Source organism: Pedobacter soli (genome assembly GCF_900101435.1).
In the GTDB taxonomy this organism is placed as follows: domain Bacteria; phylum Bacteroidota; class Bacteroidia; order Sphingobacteriales; family Sphingobacteriaceae; genus Pedobacter; species Pedobacter soli.
On record NZ_FMZH01000013.1, the window covers coordinates 96,575 to 115,485 of the forward strand.

Annotated in this window: 15 protein-coding genes and 1 pseudogene; 6 read left to right on the forward strand and 10 right to left on the reverse strand. The window is 44.0% G+C overall.

What is annotated here, in order from left to right; translation table 11 throughout:
* Positions 1–4 precede the first annotated feature (4 nt).
* Positions 5–1,885, reverse strand: coding sequence for a mechanosensitive ion channel family protein (locus BLR37_RS21620; RefSeq protein WP_090772293.1), 1,881 nt, complete (start codon positions 1,883–1,885; stop codon positions 5–7).
* 220 nt (positions 1,886–2,105) lie between these two features.
* Here BLR37_RS21620 and BLR37_RS21625 point away from each other — a divergent pair, with 220 nt between their 5' ends.
* Both BLR37_RS21625 and BLR37_RS21630 read left to right on the forward strand, forming a co-directional pair.
* Positions 2,106–4,346 carry a bifunctional alpha,alpha-trehalose-phosphate synthase (UDP-forming)/trehalose-phosphatase gene (locus BLR37_RS21625; RefSeq protein WP_090772295.1) on the forward strand — a complete coding sequence of 747 codons (2,241 nt, stop codon included), beginning with the start codon at positions 2,106–2,108 and terminating at the stop codon, positions 4,344–4,346.
* Between the two features lie 4 nt (positions 4,347–4,350).
* Positions 4,351–6,088, forward strand: a pseudogene (locus tag BLR37_RS21630) (APC family permease).
* A gap of 256 nt (positions 6,089–6,344) precedes the next feature.
* Here the strand turns inward: BLR37_RS21630 and BLR37_RS21635 are convergent.
* On the reverse strand, positions 6,345–7,676 hold the full coding sequence (locus tag BLR37_RS21635; RefSeq protein WP_090772297.1) for a TIGR00341 family protein: 1,332 nt from the start codon (positions 7,674–7,676) through the stop codon (positions 6,345–6,347).
* Between the two features lie 203 nt (positions 7,677–7,879).
* On the opposite strand from BLR37_RS21635, the gene BLR37_RS21640 reads away from it, so the two are divergent.
* Both BLR37_RS21640 and nhaA read left to right on the forward strand, forming a co-directional pair.
* Positions 7,880–8,377, forward strand: a complete 498-nt coding sequence (locus tag BLR37_RS21640; RefSeq protein WP_090772299.1) for a DUF305 domain-containing protein — start codon at positions 7,880–7,882, stop codon at positions 8,375–8,377.
* Between the two features lie 348 nt (positions 8,378–8,725).
* Positions 8,726–10,039 carry a Na+/H+ antiporter NhaA gene (gene nhaA, locus BLR37_RS21645; RefSeq protein ID WP_090772351.1) on the forward strand — a complete coding sequence of 438 codons (1,314 nt, stop codon included), beginning with the start codon at positions 8,726–8,728 and terminating at the stop codon, positions 10,037–10,039.
* Between the two features lie 607 nt (positions 10,040–10,646).
* Here the strand turns inward: nhaA and BLR37_RS21650 are convergent.
* From BLR37_RS21650 to BLR37_RS21685, 8 genes are all read right to left on the reverse strand, one after another.
* The gene (locus BLR37_RS21650) at positions 10,647–11,060 is read right to left on the reverse strand and encodes a DUF6691 family protein (RefSeq protein ID WP_090772301.1); all 414 of its coding nucleotides are present in this window, start codon (positions 11,058–11,060) and stop codon (positions 10,647–10,649) included.
* An 11-nt stretch (positions 11,061–11,071) separates the two neighbouring features.
* A complete protein-coding gene (locus tag BLR37_RS21655; protein WP_208599711.1) occupies positions 11,072–11,629 on the reverse strand; it encodes a YeeE/YedE family protein in 558 nt (185 codons plus the stop codon).
* A complete protein-coding gene (locus BLR37_RS21660) occupies positions 11,626–12,384 on the reverse strand; it encodes a class I SAM-dependent methyltransferase (protein ID WP_143009643.1) in 759 nt (252 codons plus the stop codon). Before BLR37_RS21660 ends, BLR37_RS21655 begins: the two co-directional genes overlap by 4 nt.
* A 7-nt stretch (positions 12,385–12,391) precedes the next feature.
* Positions 12,392–13,810: an MBL fold metallo-hydrolase gene (locus BLR37_RS21665; RefSeq protein WP_090772303.1), complete on the reverse strand. Its 1,419-nt coding sequence runs from the start codon at positions 13,808–13,810 to the stop codon at positions 12,392–12,394.
* 86 nt (positions 13,811–13,896) lie between these two features.
* Positions 13,897–14,694, reverse strand: coding sequence for a sulfite exporter TauE/SafE family protein (locus tag BLR37_RS21670; RefSeq protein ID WP_090772305.1), 798 nt, complete (start codon positions 14,692–14,694; stop codon positions 13,897–13,899).
* Positions 14,695–14,816: 122 nt separating this feature from the next.
* A complete protein-coding gene (locus BLR37_RS21675; RefSeq protein ID WP_090772307.1) occupies positions 14,817–15,464 on the reverse strand; it encodes a Crp/Fnr family transcriptional regulator in 648 nt (215 codons plus the stop codon).
* Between the two features lie 285 nt (positions 15,465–15,749).
* Positions 15,750–16,214, reverse strand: coding sequence for a BLUF domain-containing protein (locus BLR37_RS21680; protein ID WP_090772309.1), 465 nt, complete (start codon positions 16,212–16,214; stop codon positions 15,750–15,752).
* A 232-nt stretch (positions 16,215–16,446) separates the two neighbouring features.
* A complete protein-coding gene (locus tag BLR37_RS21685) occupies positions 16,447–16,812 on the reverse strand; it encodes a hypothetical protein (protein ID WP_090772311.1) in 366 nt (121 codons plus the stop codon).
* Positions 16,813–16,979: 167 nt separating this feature from the next.
* Between BLR37_RS21685 and BLR37_RS21690 the strand changes: the two genes are divergently transcribed.
* Both BLR37_RS21690 and BLR37_RS21695 read left to right on the forward strand, forming a co-directional pair.
* Positions 16,980–17,657: a response regulator transcription factor gene (locus BLR37_RS21690; RefSeq protein WP_090772313.1), complete on the forward strand. Its 678-nt coding sequence runs from the start codon at positions 16,980–16,982 to the stop codon at positions 17,655–17,657.
* Entirely contained in the window at positions 17,654–18,907 is a 1,254-nt protein-coding gene (locus tag BLR37_RS21695; protein ID WP_090772314.1) for a sensor histidine kinase, read from the forward strand. Before BLR37_RS21690 ends, BLR37_RS21695 begins: the two co-directional genes overlap by 4 nt.
* Positions 18,908–18,911 lie beyond the last annotated feature (4 nt).

Genomic DNA, 18,911 nt, shown 5'->3' on the forward strand with positions numbered 1-18,911 from the left:
AAGGTTAGTTTTTTGTCCTTTTATGTTTATTTTCTTCTGTTTCGGTGCGGAACCGGGGTGCAAGGTAGTCACCAGGGAGATACTCTGATGGAATAGTAACCGCATTGCCATCCCGTAGGGCTTTATAATGTGGGGACATAATCTCTACTCCAGCATGGTTGAACTGATCCTGTATATTGGCATGGAGAGCAGAATATATAAGCGCCTGACGGTTGGGAGCATGCGTATAGGCGTTCAGCCGATAACTCACATAATAATCATCCAGGCTGGTCTGCAAAACGTAGGGAGTAGGTTCGGACTCAATGAGCTCGGTGGCCAGTGCTGCATCGATGAGGAGCCGGTGGACAGTTCTCCAGGGTACATCATAGCCGATTGTGACTGTAGTATTTACAATCAGTCCTTTTTCCTGCGCCTCGATGCTGTAGTTTACAGTATGGTTGTTCATTACAGCTGAGTTTGGTATAGATACCACTTCGTTCTGAATAGTTCTGACGCGCGTAACAAGCAGGGTCTTTTCCATAATATCACCCGTAACTTCGCCGATCTTAACGCGGTCGCCGATCTTAAAGGCACGCATGTAAGTAAGTACAAGTCCGGCAACAACATTACCTAGTGCTCCTGCAGAGCCAAAGGTAAACAGTACGCCGATAAATACCGATACCCCCTTGAATATTCCCGAATCTGATCCGGGCAGATACGGAAAGATAACAATGAGCATAAAGGCCAGGATCAGTACGCGGACGATTTGATACGTAGGATTAGCCCAGTCTTTATAAAAACCGGGAATAGTCAGTTTGCCCCTTTCGATCTCTGTTTTCAAAAAGCGAACCAATTTGATCACATAGCGGAAGACAACCAGAAGCACCAATATGGTCATTAGGTTTGGGATATAGTTCCATACCGATATACCAATTTTTTTAAGCGGACTCAGGATGTAGTTTAGTAAGTTTTCCGACAGGTTCCTGGTAAATGGGAAAATACCAAATAGTACAGGGAGCGCCAGATAGACCACCAGCAGGATAACCAAATAGCGGATAACCTTTAACAGGACCTTCAATGCCCCAAGCTGCCTGGAAGGATCAAGGACCTCATAATTTTTAATCTTTATCCCTTTTCCCAGGCGGCTCTCCGCAGATAGCAAACTTGCAGAGAGCTTCCCGAAAAGTTTGTTGATAAAATAGATCAGACCGATAACGATTCCGATAACCAAAACCGTCAGCAAAATTTCCCTCAATAACACCTGCCAGCTGTTGTCTTTACGATATTTTTGCAGGGCGATGGAAATTTTTTCACTGATCTCCCTTGCGTAGGCGCTACGTTCTTTCCTTGCCCAAAGTGCATCCTGATCGGTAATGGATAAAATAAGCGTCTTCCCATAAACCAGGTCCGTCGCCTGTTCAGCAGCGCTGAGGCGGATTGAATCGGCCGAGAAGCCGGCAAGCTCCGCAATGCGCTCGAGTCTTTCTGAAACTGCTCTTGCCCGTTCCGCTGCACTGAAACTTCCCAACCGGGCATAGATATTAAACAGGGTGTCGGACGCAAAACGAACAGGACTGGCTTTAATTATCCCACGTAGGGAGTCGATTTGCGCGAGCTGACTTGCAAGGTGCACCGAGTCTCTTTTACGCAATAGTTTGAGCTCCTGCATCAACGTGTTTTTCTCTACCCGGTCTTTATCGCCCAGGTTACTTACCCGGCGTTCCAGTTCTGAACGCTTGAGGGAATCAGAAAGCCGCTCCGCATATAGTTGACTAACCTTATCAAGTTCATTGTTGAGTTTTCTGGTATTCAGACTGTCGGACTTTCTGCCGTTACTATACTGATGAGGCGGGGTCAGCTGGGCGGAGATAAGTAAGCTTATCGAAAGGGTAAAAATTTTGACCATATTCAGTTTTGATATCACAATGTAACAAAATAAAGCCTTTTAAGCTAATAAGGAACTGTTTTTGTTTCCCGAAAAAGCATTTAATTCATTTTTGCTACCTTTGTCAAATCCCCGGTTAAACCGGAAATATTTTTTGCCCTTTCCTTTACGGGAATCTCGGGGCATGCGGCTTTTCTTTAAAGATCTCATGGCCGCATCTTGTTCACCTTAAATTGCCGTTATGCAGAAAAGACTACTTATCGTTTCCAACCGTTTGCCCATCTCTATAGAAAAAAACAATGAAGGCTATTCATTCCGCCAGTCTTCGGGCGGACTCATATCAGCAGTTGGTGCCTATCTTAAGGGGCAGGGGGCGAAAGTATTTTCCGAAAAACTCTGGGCAGGGGTTCCGGATTGCGGAGAAGATATCTGGGGGCTTGCCTCCCTTAACCATACCGGGGCAGATTATGATTTTCTGCCTGTTTTCACAAGCACTGGTGATTATGAGGATTATTATAACGGCTTTTCCAATTCGGTGCTTTGGCCACTGTTCCATTATTTTCCTTCACTTGCAGACTACCGCCCAGATTTCTTTGAAGCCTACCAAAGGGTAAACCAGCAGTTTGCGGAGAAATTATCCCAGGTTATCCATGAAGGGGATACCGTTTGGATACACGATTATCATCTTATGATGCTCCCCGGTCTGTTGAGAAAGAAGATTCCTGGTATTACCATCGCCTTTTTTCTTCATATTCCGTTTCCTTCCGCCGAGCTTTTCAGGGTCATTCCCAGGGCATGGCAAAAGGCACTTCTGGAAGGTATGCTCGGAGCGGATCTTATAGGCTTTCACACGGCTGAATATGTCAGTCATTTTCTCAAATCCCTACAGCTTTCCATTGGACTCGAGCACGAGGGAGAGTACATTGCCCACCAGCACCGGGAGATAAAAGCAGATGCTTTTCCTGTGAGTATTGACTTCAGTCTTTTCAATTCTGCCCACCGCTCAAAAGAGGTAAGCGCTGCCAAGGATAAATATCTGGCCATAAAAGGGGATAAGAAAATGATCTTTTCCGTAGATAGGTTGGACTACACCAAGGGGATTTTCAACAGGCTCAGGGCTTTCGAGCATTTTCTGACCACCAACCCAGCTTATATCGGAAAAATAGTTTTTATTATGGTAGTTGTACCTTCCAGACATTCTATCTTCCAGTATTCGGAAAGGAAGAAAAAGATTGATGAATTTATCGGTAGGCTTAATTCAACCATGGGAACTATTTCATGGCAACCGGTGATATATCAATATGACCACCTTGGTTTTCATGATCTGCTCGGTCTTTATATGGCATGCGATGTCGCTCTGGTGACTCCGCTTCGCGACGGGATGAATCTGGTGGCTAAGGAATTCGTTGCCAGTCGCAATGATAAAATGGGTGTGCTGATCCTAAGTGAGATGGCAGGCGCCGCCTTTGAACTCACCGAATCCCTGCTCATTAATCCCAATGATGTACTGGAGATGGCGGAAATGCTCTGCGTAGCCCTGGAAATGGATCCCGTTGAGCAGGGCCAGCGCCTTTCGGTCATGCGGGAGCGGATTGAAAGGTATGATGTCAATGCCTGGGCATTGGACTTCTTTACTCAGCTAAGCAGGATCAAAGAGCGCCAGAAAAAATTTGATATCCGCTTTATGGACGCCTTTTCTAAGTCCGTATTGCTTAATGCCTATGCCGAAAGTTCTCATCGCCTCCTGCTCCTGGATTATGACGGAACACTGGTTCCCTTTTCTTCGCAGCCTGAGCATGCCTCACCGGATCAGCTGCTTTTGTCCCAGCTTTCATCCCTATCTTCTGATCCAAGGGTGAGCCTGTATATCATCAGCGGGAGGGATAGTGCTACACTTGAAAAATGGCTCGGGCATTTGCCCATTGGGCTGATCGGGGAACATGGCGCAAAGGTAAAGTCGATTGGTGGGGATTGGGTGGTTGCAATTGAGGATATGGCTGTAGGGTGGAAGAAGAAGATAAGGCTAATTATGGAAGAATTTGTCTCCAGAACTCCAGGGAGTTTTATGGAGGAAAAGGATTTCTCACTCGCCTGGCATTACCGCAGAGCCGAGGTATCTCTGGGCCTTAAGCGGGCAGGAGAACTCGGTAAAAGGCTCCTGGAATTTACAGCCGGACTTTCTTTGGATGTACTCGATGGGAACCGTGTTATCGAGGTGCGGAACCATGGGGTCAACAAGGGCCGGGCCGTGGAGGATATCCTGAAAAAAAAACAAAAAAGTTTTATCCTTTGTATCGGCGATGACCATACTGATGAGGACATGTTCCGTGTGCTTGCAGGCATAGAGGCGGCTTTCACCATTAAGGTGGGAAATCAGGCCTCCCTAGCAAAATATAACCTGCACAGCCCTTATGTGGTTTCTTCGCTGCTGGGTACGATTATCGATTTTCCCGACCCTAATGGATTGCACACTATAGAATAAAAAAATGCAGCATATAAAGAAACTTTCCGAACTGTCCGCCACCGCCATTTGCGGAAATGATATTACCTCATCCTGCCTTTATGTATCGGCCCTGACGATCATATATGCCGGACAATATGCCTGGCTGGCCCTGCTTATAGTATCCGGGGTACTTTTTCTTTTCCGGAAGATTTATGGCGAGGTAGTTGGCGCACTGCCTTTAAACGGCGGGGCTTATAACGTGCTGCTCAATACCACCAGCAAAAGCAACGCAGCGGTGGCAGCCTGCCTGACCATACTCTCTTATATGACCACCGCAGTGATTTCCGCAAGCGAGGGGATGCATTACCTTCATGGGATATTTCCCTCCGTTCCGGTTCTTTTAGCTACAGCTGTGCTCATCACCCTGTTTTTGCTGCTGGTGATTTCAGGCATCAGTGAATCGGCTATCGTAGCGGTAGTGATATTCGTGCTACATATTCTGGCCATGTTGCTATTGATCGGGAGCGGCATCTGGTTTGTCCTTGCCAACGGTCTGGGCGTAGCCAAAATAAACTTCGGTATGCCAATGAAAGGCGGATTCGCAACGGCACTTTTTCTGGGCTTCAGTACTGCGATGCTAGGTATATCGGGCTTTGAAAGCTCAGCCAATTTTGTGGAGGAGCAAAAACAGGGTGTATTTAGAAAAAACGCTCCGCAACATGTGGATTGCCGTTTCTGTGATCAATCCGCTGATGGCGCTTACTGCTGTCGCGGTATTGCCCCTTTCTGAAATTGCGGCCAACAAAGAGGCGCTACTATCCCACCTTGGAGCTGACACAGGGGGACACTGGCTGGCTACTTTTATTTCTGTGGATGCGGTATTGGTGTTAAGTGGCGCATTGTTGACCTCTTATTTGGGGGTGAATGGACTTATTAAGCGTATGACGCTGGACAGAATACTTCCTCAATTTCTGCTCAAGGAAAATAACCGGGGAAGCTCTCCAAGGATCCTTATCCTTTTTTACCTGCTCTGCCTTTCGGTACTTTTTATAACGCGCGGCGCCCTTGGTCCGTTGGCTGGTGTGTATACAATATCTTTCCTATTGGTGATGATCTATTTCGGTTTCGGAAATTTACTGCTCAAGATAAAGCGGAGCAGGTTGCCAAGGCAAGAACGTGCGACCACCATTTCGGTAGCACTAGCCATTCTTGCTGTGGTCTCAGCGCTTTACGGCAATATCATCATGCATGCGGATTACCTCATTGTCTTTCTACAATACTTCATTCCGGCCATCATTATCATCTTTATGCTATTGAGCAGAAACCTATTGCTGAAATATATTCTGGTTGTAGTCGATAGTTTTTTTGACACCCTCAAAAGGGCTGCGGCACTTACCAGGCTGCACCTCAACCGTAGCTTAAGAAAACTCAACGATCAGGAATTTGTATACTTTACCAAGGCTGACGACATCTCGGTACTCAACAAGGTCATGATCTATGTACAGCAGAACGAGATTACCAAAAAATTAAAAATCGTTACCGTTCTGGCAGAAGGGGATGAGGTGGCCTCAGATTTTTTTAACGATCTTAATGTTCTGGACCGCGCATACCCGGATATCAAAATTGAATACCTTAGGCTTCAGGGCACCTTTGGTCCTGAGATTATTGCTAAGCTGAGCCATGAATGGGATATACCTATTAATTTTATGTTCATCAGCTCCCCGAGCGATAAATTCTCTCACCGGGTTTCTGACCTTGGTGGAGTAAGGCTTATTATCTAATTTCTGTATTGGCCCAATACCTCAAGCTCTTTTTTTACCAAAGGAACGAAGATAATCTCATAATGGCCTGATAATTTTTCTGGTATTTGATCTGGCCTCTTAGCCGATTGCAATGCCATGTTAAACAATAGTGGCAGCGCAAGTCGACAATGGGACCTATCTGCATTCAGAAATCCGCTATTTGACGGCTCTCGATTACGCTATGTTTCTTTCCATACGGCTTCCGGATTAAAAATAACATCATCAACCTAGTTACCTATTCAAGAACGGCTTTTAGAGAGTCGGCTTTTATCCTGCTCTTAAGCCAGTTCTCCAGGCGAAGGCGCTCCTCCCTTTTCATCGTTCCCGAAAGGGTCCCGTAGAACAGCGTAAGGCTATCTTTTTTTGTGCTGTCGGTTCGCTTCATTATAACGTTGGAAATGCTGTAGGCCGTAATCTGCGGGAAGAGTGCGGAAAGCTCCCGGCTGATTTCCGGTGTTCTGCTTTCGCCGTTTCCCGAGGAATTCGGACGCAATGTGCTGCTACCACGTTCAAACACATCTTCCATGATACTTGCTTTGATCTGCGAAAAATCAATTTCCTGCCTGGCACTCAGCCCCTGTCGGATAAGGAGTTTGGTACCCTTAAGCTTGTAGCTAGCCAACCTCTTGCGGATGGAGCTGATTGTCGTATCCGGAAGTTCATAGCCGATGAGCAGCAGATCAATTTCCCTTTCTTTTGAGCTGTACCTCAGGGTCTTGTTGACCACCTGGGTATTTTTAAAATTGAATTCTTCTTTAATAAATGTCTGTGCATTATTCTCAAAGATGCTCTTCTGCACGATTCCATAGGCAAGATAGATGCTTGGTAATATAGTGATCAGCACACTCAGGAGTATATAGCGGGAAACTTTTTTTTCGGTATCCTTATCTTCAAAGTGCTTTTTCTCAAAACGCAAAAAACGCACAATCAGATAGGTTGATATGCAAATGAAAAGACTGTTGATGAAAAAAAGGTATATCGCACCAAGAAAAAACAGCCAGTTTCCTGTTGCAAGTCCGTAACCCGCTGTACATAGTGGGGGCATGAGTGCGGTAGCAATGGCAACGCCGGGGATCACATTGCTTTTTTCCTTTCTGGTCACAGCGATAATTCCTGCCAGACCACCTGTAAAAGCGATGAAAACATCCCAGATTGATGGCGTAGTACGGGCGAGTAGTTCGCTCTGCGCATCATGCAACGGAGTGATAAAAAAATAGAGGGTGGAGGTCGCGATGCTGATGATCGTTGCGATAAGCAGATTCCGTCCGCCCTGCTTAACCAGTTCGAAATCATTGGTGCCTATTCCAAGACCAATCCCCATGATCGGCCCCATTAACGGGGATATAAGCATAGCGCCAATGACAACAGCGGCGGAGTTTACGTTCAGTCCGATTGATGCGATGATGATCGCGAAAATAAGTGTCCAGAGGTTTCCCCCAACAAATACCGAATTCCGGGTTATTGAACCCACAACCTCCTCTTCACCCGCCTTGCCTAGATTCAGGTTGAACCGCCTGGAAAAGAATGTTCGGAGTGCACCTGGCACATCGTCTTTTTTGTCTTGCATCTATCCTTAATTGATCGTTATCATTTTATGTTTTCCCTTTCCCATATACCCCTATCTTGATTGTAAAGTGATTGGAAATTTTTCCTAGTACTTATCTTGCAAGTATCAACTTCGGATATCACTTGGTAACAATTCTGCACGTTCTAAACATTTACATAGCTAAACTGTTTGGCTGGTAAAGCTTTTCACATAAAAAGATTACCATGAAGACCAATAGCTACAAAACCTTCGGGCTAATGCTTAGCCTTTCTTTTTTCATTATGTACGGTGTCATGTTTTTAAATGTCGATGACATCAGTCATGTTTATCTAAGCATTACCCGCACATACATGACCTTGCTCATGATCGCTCCGATGGCAGTGCTCATGCTATCGCTGATGCCCATGATGTATAAAAACAAAAAGCTGAATGGGATCATCTACATCTCAGCAGTTGCCATATTTGTTATAGGCCTTTGGATGCTCCGCAGACAGGCTGCTGTCACCGATGCTCAATATATACGGGCGATGATTCCCCATCATTCTTCGGCAATAATGACCAGTAGTCATGCTGATTTAAAGGATCCTGAGCTTAAAAATCTCGCTGCATCCATCATATCTTCCCAGGAACAGGAAATTCGGCAGATGAAAGCTATCTTGGAGAGATTGCATGCCCAAGCAGCAGGAACAGATAAAAAAATGGTAAGTTTTTATTCTAAATGATACTCAGCATGACGATCGCTGCCCAGATAGGGGCAAATATACCTCCAATATAAACGACCGGCTTGTGCCCCTGATGTTCTTTTTGATCAGCTCGTCGTAGATGAGCCAGATGATGTAGAGAACAAAATAAAGCGGGGCGGCGAATAAAAGCATCACTTTTTCAATAATATGAAATTTTTTGAACCGGTCAGCAAGTGCTAAAGGGTAAATTTTAAATTTTCAAAAGCGCGGATTAGGATAATCTTCAGCGCGCAGTCTAAAAAATTGATTTATCGAAACTGTAAAACAGCAAGTTTACTTGTGGTGATGCCCTTAATAAATTTACCTTTGGCTTTCCTAAAAAATACTATGAATCAAGTTAAGAAAACCCCGATAGAGAAGATTATTGCCCCTGTTAGCAGATTTATACACCTGGAATATACTAGTGGAATCATTCTTTTGATCAGTGTGATCATAGCGATCCTATGGGCAAACTCATCCTTTGGCGAATCCTATCACCACTTATGGGAAATTGATTTTTCGATTGCTTTTGGAAAGCATGTACTCAATAAGCCCCTTCATATCTGGATCAATGACGGACTGATGGCGCTCTTCTTTTTTGTTATTGGCCTGGAACTCAAACGCGAGTTCATGGACGGGGAACTTTCATCGCTAAAAAAGGCGGCCATGCCAATGGGGGCGGCGCTTGGCGGAATGCTTTTTCCGGCATTGATTTATAAGTTTTTAAACATCAATGCCCCTACCTCACACGGCTGGGGGATACCGATGGCCACGGACATCGCCTTTGCACTAGCCCTGCTTTCCATGGCGGGAAACATTCCCACTTCAGTAAAAGTTTTCCTGTCTGCACTGGCCGTCGCTGATGATCTTGGCGCGGTGATGGTAATTGCATTTTTTTATACAGATCATGTAAATTTTGCTGCCCTTGGCATCGCCGGCATATTTCTTTTGGCGCTAATCATTGGCAATAAGATGGGGGTGAGAAACAACGCTTTTTATCTGCTGATAGGGGTTTGTGTATGGATAGGTTTCCTACTTTCTGGCGTTCATGCCACCATTGCTGGGGTCTTGGTGGCTTTTACCATTCCCGCGATGACCAGAATTGACGAAAATGCATACTCCAATAACCTACGCAAACTTTCCTATGAATTCGAAAAGGAAATCCCCAGCAATAGTACCCTCACCACCCCAGAGCAGCATCGGACCATTCAGCATGTCAAAAGCCTTAGCCTGGCTGCGGAAACCCCGCTGCAAAAAATCGAGCATGCGCTGCATCCCTGGGTTGCTTTTTTAATCATGCCCCTGTTTGCACTTTCCAACTCGGGTATTTTAATAGGTTCAGATTTCTTTAGCTCAGTGGTCAATCCAGTTACAATTGGGGTTACTTCCGGGCTCATAATAGGGAAATTCACCGGGATTCTCCTCTTTACATGGGCAATGGTGAAGACCGGGATTGGTGTTCTTCCAGCCCAGGCTACCTGGAAACATATCACGGGCATTGCCCTGCTGGCAGGGGTAGGCTTTACGATGTCGCTGTTTATAAGCGGACTTGCATTCAAGGACCCTGTTTTTGTTCAGCAGGCTAAATATGGGATACTGATAGCCTCGGTTTTGGCTGGGCTTGGGGGATATCTGTTTTTAAGGCGCGTTGGGCGGAGTTGATCGCTTTTTTACACAACGAATGTTCGTTTAATATTTTTCCTAGAAATCAGTGAGTTCAAGGCTACCTATAAAAGAAACTACGATGTTCATTAACATTGAATGGAATTAAATTAAAATGCCTGAACGCCTTTTGATACTTACCAAAGACCCATTGTTTGTGTTTCTTAAATGTTTAATATGTGTTGGTAAATGGTAAAGAACACTATTGTAATGATCATCACATCTATGTGTTAGTGGTATAAAATTAAATACTTACTATTTAGAAAGTATGCCTTGGCTGTTATCCGCTATTGATCAAAGTTTGCGTTCGTAAATTTAACTGTAGCTTAATGCAAAAGTAACAGATGAATAATATATCAGAGATAGTCATCATTCATCAATGATTACTAAGATTTTTTATAGTTTGGCCCAGATGGATTTTTGGGCCATTCTTTCTCCAACGGATTGCTGCCCCCCATGTTGATTGACACTATTTCAAAATTTAAATTGCAGAAGGCACAATTTCTATTCATTTCATTCCCAGTTTTCAATGAAATATTTAAACAGCTTTCCCTTCCGGCATTTTGGGCATCTATGGTTAACTATTGTCGTCGGTTGGTTTACGCCTTTAGTGAGGTAACTTGTTTTTTATTGTTCCGTAAAGGTAGGTTCCCACTAGCGCGCCAAGGATAACCACTGCCATACCGGCATATCCGCTTCCCAGGTTGACAAACATGGGGCCGGGGCAGGCTCCGGTGAGTGCCCAGCCCAGGCCGAAAATCGTTCCCCCGATCAGGTATTTGCGGTATGCCTTATCCTTATCGTGAAAAACGATCGGACTTCCACCAATATCCCTGACCTCGAATTTCTTGATCAGATATACCGCAATAACGCCCAGGAGGACGGCGGTACCAATGATCCCGTACATGTGCAAGGACTGGAAACGGAACATTTCCTGTATTCTGTACCAGGAAGCCGCCTCTGACTTGGTCATGATGATGCCAAAAAGTATTCCAGCTAATATATATTTAATGAATTTCATTTTTTATGGTTTTAAAAGATGAATGGCATAAGCAGGAAGGTCATGATAAGACCTCCTATAAAAAAACCGATTACGGCAACCAAAGAGGGTACCTGTAAATTTGAAAGCCCTGATATGGCGTGGCCTGAGGTACAGCCACCTGCATAGCGGGAGCCAAAGCCTACCAGTAGCCCTCCAGAAAGCAGGATGGCCAACGTCTTGAAATCCTTCATCGCCTCAAGCGAGAACAGTGCGGATGGGTTTAAGTTGCCATCAAAACTGATGCCGAGTTGCCCAAGGTCCGCTACCGTGGTTGCCGAAAGCTGCAGCGGGGCCGGCTCGCTCAGGTAATTGGTAGCGATGAAGCCCCCCAGGACAGAGCCGGCAAGGAACATCAGGTTCCAGATCTGGTTTTTCCAGTTGAAATCGAAGAATTTTATTTTCTTCCCTGCTCCCGCCATGCTGCACATGGTGCGTAGGTTCGATGAAAAGCCAAAAGACTTACCGAAAAAAAGTAGCAGAAGCATGGTAAGCGAGATCATCATGCCCGAAAAATACCAGGACCAGGGTTGTTTAATGAAATCAATCATAATGTCTTAAATGAGAGGTGAGTTAGTGTTTTTGTTAAACTCGTTTTTGAAGTCGTAGCTGTCGGGATCATACTGACCTTTGAAAAGAAACAGCTCAGCATAGATAATAATTTATTTGTTTTTTTATTCCGGTCTAATTGATTTTTATCCTTCACAAAACTAGAGAAAAGAAAATCCTGTCTGCTGTGCATTGGGGTAAGGTGTTCATGCTTTTTGGATGCTATTTGGGTAAATCCATTTTTGAAAACCTCCTGCAGCCCCTTCTCATCATATCTGAATACAGGCAGGGCACTGCACTTTTCAGGGCCGGTAGGGGAAAACGTAGCCATAATCAGGTAGTCATCAGTAAACTGCTGTGCCATTGCAACATAACGTTCGATGTCTCCTGCTAAATTAAGGAAGTGAAAAGTGGCACGGTCATGCCAGATTGCATAAGTTCGTTGCGGCTCAAATTCCACCACGTCAGCAACTATCCAATGGACTTGACCAGCCAGATCTCCAAGTTTTCCCTTCGCTTTTTGTAAAGCCCGGGCAGATATATCAACTACCGTAATATTGGTGTAGCCCTCCTGAAGCAGGAAATCTACAAGCAGGCTGTCACCTCCTCCGATATCGATTATCGGAGCGGATTTGTCAAGAGCGAAGCCCTTTATCATTTCCATTGAAACTACCGGATAGTTTTGCGTCCAGCTGACCTGGTCAGGACTTTTTTCAAGGTAGACCTTCTCCCAGTGCAATTTTTTCCTATTGTCCATCTCCTGATTATTTTAAGGTACTTGGGCATACAAAGGCTGTAGTCGGTATATGTCCGTTAAGCTGAATAGCCTTAAAACCACCTGCGATGTCGATGAGGTTGTGGTATCCCCGTGAGCGCATAATGGAATTGAAAATTACAGAACGGTAACCGCCGGCACAGTGGACAAAGTAGGTCTTGTTTTTATCGATGCTGCCAAAGGTTTCGTTGATATAATCGAGGGGAAGATTTGCTGCACCCTCAACATGTTCGCTCGAAAACTCGTTTGCTTTTCTAACATCCAGGATGGTTATTTGGGCTGTTTCCATCATTTCGACCATTTTTTCTACAGAAATGGATTTTATCTCGTCGGTTTCTTTATTGGCCTCTTTCCAGCTGTCAAAACCGCCATCGAGAAAACCTACTGCGCCATCAAATCCTACTCTGGATAACCTGGTGAGTACTTCTTCATTTCTGCCCTCATCAGTTATGAGTAAAATAGGCTGTTTGATATTCGGGATCAATGTTCCCACCCATGGTGCAAAGTTTCCATCTATACCGATATTGATCGAATTCGGGATAAAGCCCCCTACATAAACCTGAGGATCTCTGGTATCGAGAATTACTGCGCCAGTTTCATTTGCCAAACGCTCAAAAGCCTCTGGGGATAGCGCCTGCATGCCTCTTTCGATCACCTTATCCAAATTATCGTATCCATGTATATTCATCATCACATTTTCCGGGAAGTAAGCCGGGGGAGGTAGTAGCCCATTGGTAACCTCCCTGATAAACGCTTCTCTTGACATGTCTGCCCTCAGCGCATAATTGGTTTTCTTTTGATTTCCTAAAAGATCTGTGGTTTCTTTGCTCATGTTCTTTCCGCATGCACTGCCTGCCCCGTGTGCAGGATAAACCATGATGTCATCGCTTAATGGCATGATTTTGTCTCGTAAAGAATCAAACAGATAGCCTGCAAGCATTTCACCGGCTAATTCGCTGATTAGTTTTTGTGCCAAATCGGGCCTTCCTACATCGCCTATAAAAAGGGTATCGCCAGAAAATAGTGCAATTTCTTTTCCGTGCTCATCGCTCAACAAAAAGCAGGTGCTTTCCATCGTGTGTCCTGGAGTGTGCAGGATTTTGATTTTTGCATCCCCGAGTTGCAATACCTCTCCATCTTTCACACTGTAAAATTCAAAGTCAGGTTTTGCATTTGGCCCATAGACAATTTTCGCACCGCTTGCTTTGGCCAGATCGATGTGCCCGGATACAAAATCGGCATGAAAATGGGTTTCCAGCACGTATTTGATTTTTGCATGGCTTTTTTTGGCACGCTCTATATATGGCCTGAATTCGCGAAGCGGGTCAATAATTGCCGCCTCTCCATTGCTTTCGATGTAATAGGCACCCTGTGCCAAACATCCGGTATAAATTTGTTCTATAATCATGCTGATTAAATTAATATGTCAAAATTAATACTTCGGGATCTCCTTGTTGGTGACTTTTGTCACACAGCCTTTCCGCTGTCTACTTGTTATTTGAACAGCACTTCTTTGAGGATAATGTAGCAACCCATGACCAGTATAAACCAGCCGAAACCTTTTTTTAGTTTTCCTCCATCTATTTTTTTATTTATGATTCCTCCAATCACAATGCCGGCAATGGCTACAATAGTGATTTTAGACAGAAACATCCAGTCAATGGCAAAATGCCCAATGTCACCGGTAAAGCCAATCAGCGAGTTAAGTGCAATAATAAAAAGCGAAGTGCCAACGGCCTCTTTCATGGGTAAACCCACAAGAATAACAAGGGTTGGAATAAGTAAAAAGCCGCCCCCGGCACCCAGCAGGCCAGTTGCTAAACCTATAGCGAGCCCATAGAGCAGAAGTTTCGCGAGCTGAAATTTAGGCCTTTGTATCCGGGAATCCTCCTGTGCTTTTCCTCCTTTTATCATAGTGCTCGCAGCTGCAACCATTAGGACCGCAAAGAACACCATCATGAGGATATTTTCCGTGAGCTCGAAATCGCCAATCATTAAGATCGTTTTAGGAATGAGGGGAATAATGAATTTACGGGTTAAAAATACCGTTGAGATAGATGCGCTGCCAAAGAGCAATGCAGTTTTCATATTCACCAATCCTCGCTTAAAATTCCCGAGCGTACCCGCTAAACTGCTAGTGCCCACAATAAATAATGAATAAGAGGTAGCCAGTAGGGGATTAATGCCGAACAGGTACACCAGTACAGGCATGGTTAAGATTGAGCCGCCGCCGCCAATTAAGCCAAGCGAGATTCCAATTAGAGCAGCGGCGAGGTATGCAATGATTTCCATTCTTTTGTTTTTTTAACAAAAATCAGCATATCATATACCAATGTTGGTGACTTTTGTCACACTCGGTTTCTTGAAACAAAATGATGCACCCTTGCTGCGCGGAAATCAACTCTTTGTTTTGACTAGGGTTTACCCAGGTACTCGATGTAATTCCTGTACATCATGATCTCTCCGGCCTGCTCCATTTTTTTTAGCAGCCTGGAAATTACTTCTCTGGATGTGTTCAGATCCGATGCGATTTCACTATGCGTAAGGTGAAGTTGCTTTGTATTTAAATCTCCTGCTTGTTTTTTAAGGTAGAATGCCAATCGCTCATCCATTGCCTTAAAAGCAATATTGTCGATGACAAAAAGCAGTTCCTCAAAACGCATCCGGTAGGTTTCCATCACAAAGTAATACCAGCTCTTATAATCCCGCATCAAGGTATCCATCAGGGCGATGGGGATCATGAGTACCCTGGCTTTTTCGATCGCCTTTGCCATCACCTCACTGGTTTCTTGTCTGGTTGCGCAGATCATCGAAAGCGCACATGCATCTCCAGGCTGAAGGTAGTACATGAAGAATTCCTGTCCGTCTTCCCCTTCCCTGTAGAGTTTGACCGTGCCCTCTACAACAAGCATCGTGGAGCGCATATTCTGTCCGGTTTGCATCAGCCTTTCTTCTCTCTGAAAATCCCTGAGCAATGCATTCGCAGCAAGTATAGTCTTCAATGCAGGCTCAAACTGGGGGAAAAGCCTGTCAATGTACTGCGTAATTGTTGTATCTTTCATGAAGGGTATTTTGGATTTGAAATATTATCATACTAAAATTCTCTCCTTTTCGTGAGCGCTGGAAATTTAGCAAAAGATTCAGTATGAATGTATCTTTTGAAAACGCAGACTACTCAAAATTAGAATTCTTGAATAAATTGGTAACCTTATCAAGTGGGGCAATTGAGCTCGCCCAAACCATCCCAAGTGGATAAATAAACGGTATATCTGTATGGTACTGTCCATTGGTAAAATGGATAATTTTTTTGCTCCGATAAACTTACTCCAATATCATTAATGCAGTATTTAGAAATCAAAATTACTGTTTATCTCGTAAAAACTTTTCAATAAGGTCAAGCTATGAATAGCGTTATTTACTCCATCTTCTGTCAGTAAGGTTTCATCCAGCTCAAAAAAGCCTGGAATGGACTCATGGTTTGAGGCTCTCCCGGATTTAAAGCCCATTGTCCAACCCGGAAATGATCGGGACTGGGTTTCCCCAGAACGCAATAAAAGAACGCCCTGATTTCGTTCATCTTTTAAAATCCGATCATAAATTAAGCGGACATTAGTTTCATTACCCTCCAATAGCTGGATGAAGCGTCCTTCAAAACCTTCTATGAAATTTGTTTCCATATATAACAACATCCCTGTTAATCCCAGCAGATTGTTGTTCGTTCTGGATTGTTCCAAAAGTGCAATCAGTTCAGCATCCTTCAATAACTTTTTTGCCCGGCTGGTATAAACCAGATAAAATAACGTTGTTTCCATTTAAAATGTATTCTGGCTAAAGCTAAACATAATACCCGGAAATTACTTACATCTGGAAGGTGCTGGGCAAGGTCCTCTCTAGGCTACGAACAGGGATTAAGATGGCAGCAGCCTGCATCAATTGCTTAAAGCAGTCTTTTTAGGCTATAGCAAATTACGATGGGTTAATACCGAAAGGGAACTGCGTCGGGGAAGAAAAATGTTGTTTCCCTGGTATTTACTTCTTCCCAAATTATCGGTATTGGACTTTTTCGAGCAAGGAGACCGTATGGGAAAGGTTTTGGATCATTTTATCCTTGAGTTCGATAGTTTTGTTCTTTTCACTCAACAGGCTTTTTAATCTTTTGATTTCTTCTGCTGATGCTTGTGTTTCCTTTTGACTGAGATCGGAAAATAACTTGCCCTTTTCGTAATAGCTGAAAAAGTTATAGCCGAGTATTTCGCTCACTGTCGCAAGCAGCGAAACATCAAGGCTTGAGCTATTGATGATGTCCTGAGCCTTGTTTTTACTAATGGCCATTTTTTCTGCGAACGTCGATACCGAAATTCCACTGATCTTCATTTCCTTCCAGATCATCAATCCTATATGTACACTCATTATTGTCGGCATTTTACAATTCAAATTACCTAAATGTTAGCCTATTCCTGAAAAAATATTGTTAATCATAATGAGTCTAATTATAATTTTTATTTGAATAGGTAATTCAGGTTGTTTTTCTGGAAACTTCAAAATGTCTTCAATATCTTAACAGATATTTGGTTATTATGAAGATTTTAATCGTCGAGGATGAGCTCAGCCTCCAAAAGAGTATCAATGAGTACCTAAGTGGACTGGGAAATACCTGCAGTGCAGCAGGCTCCTATGCCCAGGCTTTGGAAAGACTTGATTTGTATCATTATGACTGCATCCTTTTGGATCTTGGCCTGGGGGATGGGGAAGGCCTGCAACTGCTCAGCTACCTGAAAAGGACCAAAAGAGCTGAGGGGGTGATTATTATCTCGGCCAGGAACTCTCTTGACGATAAGCTCATTGGCCTTGGACTTGGGGCCGATGATTACCTGACAAAACCCTTCCATCTCTCGGAGCTAAACGCCAGGATACTTGCTATCGTGCGCAGGAAGAGTGCTCAAGGGGAGCATAAGATTGCTTTTCGGGAGATTTCAATCGACCTTGATGCCAAGGAGGTAAAGGTAAGCGGAGAACTGGTGCACATGACCAAAAAAGAGTTTGACCTGTTGCTGTATTTCCTTGCCAACAAGGGTAAAGTGATTTCCAAATCCGCTGCCGTGGAACATATCTGGGGAGATGATGCTGACATGGCCGATAGCTTCGATTTTATTTATACCCATATCCGCAACATTAGAAAAAAGCTGATGGATGCCGGAAGTGGCGATTATTTTCAAACGGTTTATGGTGTAGGTTATAGGTTTATCAGCGAATGAAGCTTTTCTCAAAATATAACCGTATACTGATACTGATAAGTTTTTTAGGGCTTATAGTGATCGGTACCCTTTTTTACCAAATGCTTATTTTTTACCTAAACCGTCAGCTCGACCACGACCTGGTAGAAGAGGCAACAGAGGTTAAGGAGTATTCCACAGGTGGGAAATTTTATTCCCCGCACGAATTTGAAGACCTGATTGTGCAATACCACCGCATAAAATCTACCAGGTCATACAGCATTTATGGGGACACCCTATTTTATAATCCGGTGAAGCGCCGCAATGAACACGCGCGGTTTCTACGCGCGGAAATGGAGCTCAATGGCTTACCTTATCAGATCCTGGTGATCGCCTCCAAAATGGAAAAACAGGAGCAGATTAAAAACATATGCCTGATTATCCTGCTACCGGTTTGCTTACTGCTGATTGTTGTGCTATTGGTTAACCGTTTGCTACTTAAGAAAATCTGGGATCCTTTCGGTCAGCTGCTCCAGAATATTACTGATTTCAATATCAACCATGAGAAACCCTATAAATCGGTAGAAATGCCAGTAGCTGAGTTTCGGCAGCTCAATCAGGTCCTGGTAGATTTATCGGGAAAAGTCAAATCCGATTATGAAGAAATCAAGCTTTTTACCGAAAATGCCTCACATGAAATGATGACCCCACTGGCAGTGATTAATTCACGGCTGGATAATATGCTGCAGTCCAATAATCTGGATACCCGGGAAGGCGAGATACTCGCTGAGTTATACCGGGCAACTTCCAAATTAACCCGGTTGAACCAGTCCCTGTTATTACTGGTTAAAATAGATCATAATCTGCTGCAAGAGCAGCAGGAAATAGACCTTAGAACGCTTTTGAAAGAGAAAACGCTGTATTTTCAGGAACTTGTGCAACAGCGCAATATCACAATGGAGCTTAACCTATCACCGGCTGTGATAAGAGCCAACCGTCAGTTGATAGAGGTTCTAATTAACAACCTGTTCAGTAATGCTATCCGGCACAATTATGAAAAAGGCAGGATTGAGGTTTATCTGGATGCCGGGCAGCTTGTTTTTGCTAACACTGGGCATAACCAGGCTTTAGATGCTGCTAAAATATTCGACCGGTTTTATAAAGACAGTACTTCAGATGGAACTGGACTTGGACTGGCGATTTTAAAACAGATCTGTGCCCGTCAGTATTATCGCCTGAATTATGATTATCTGAACGACCTTCACACTTTTACGATCACTTTTAAACCTTAATGCT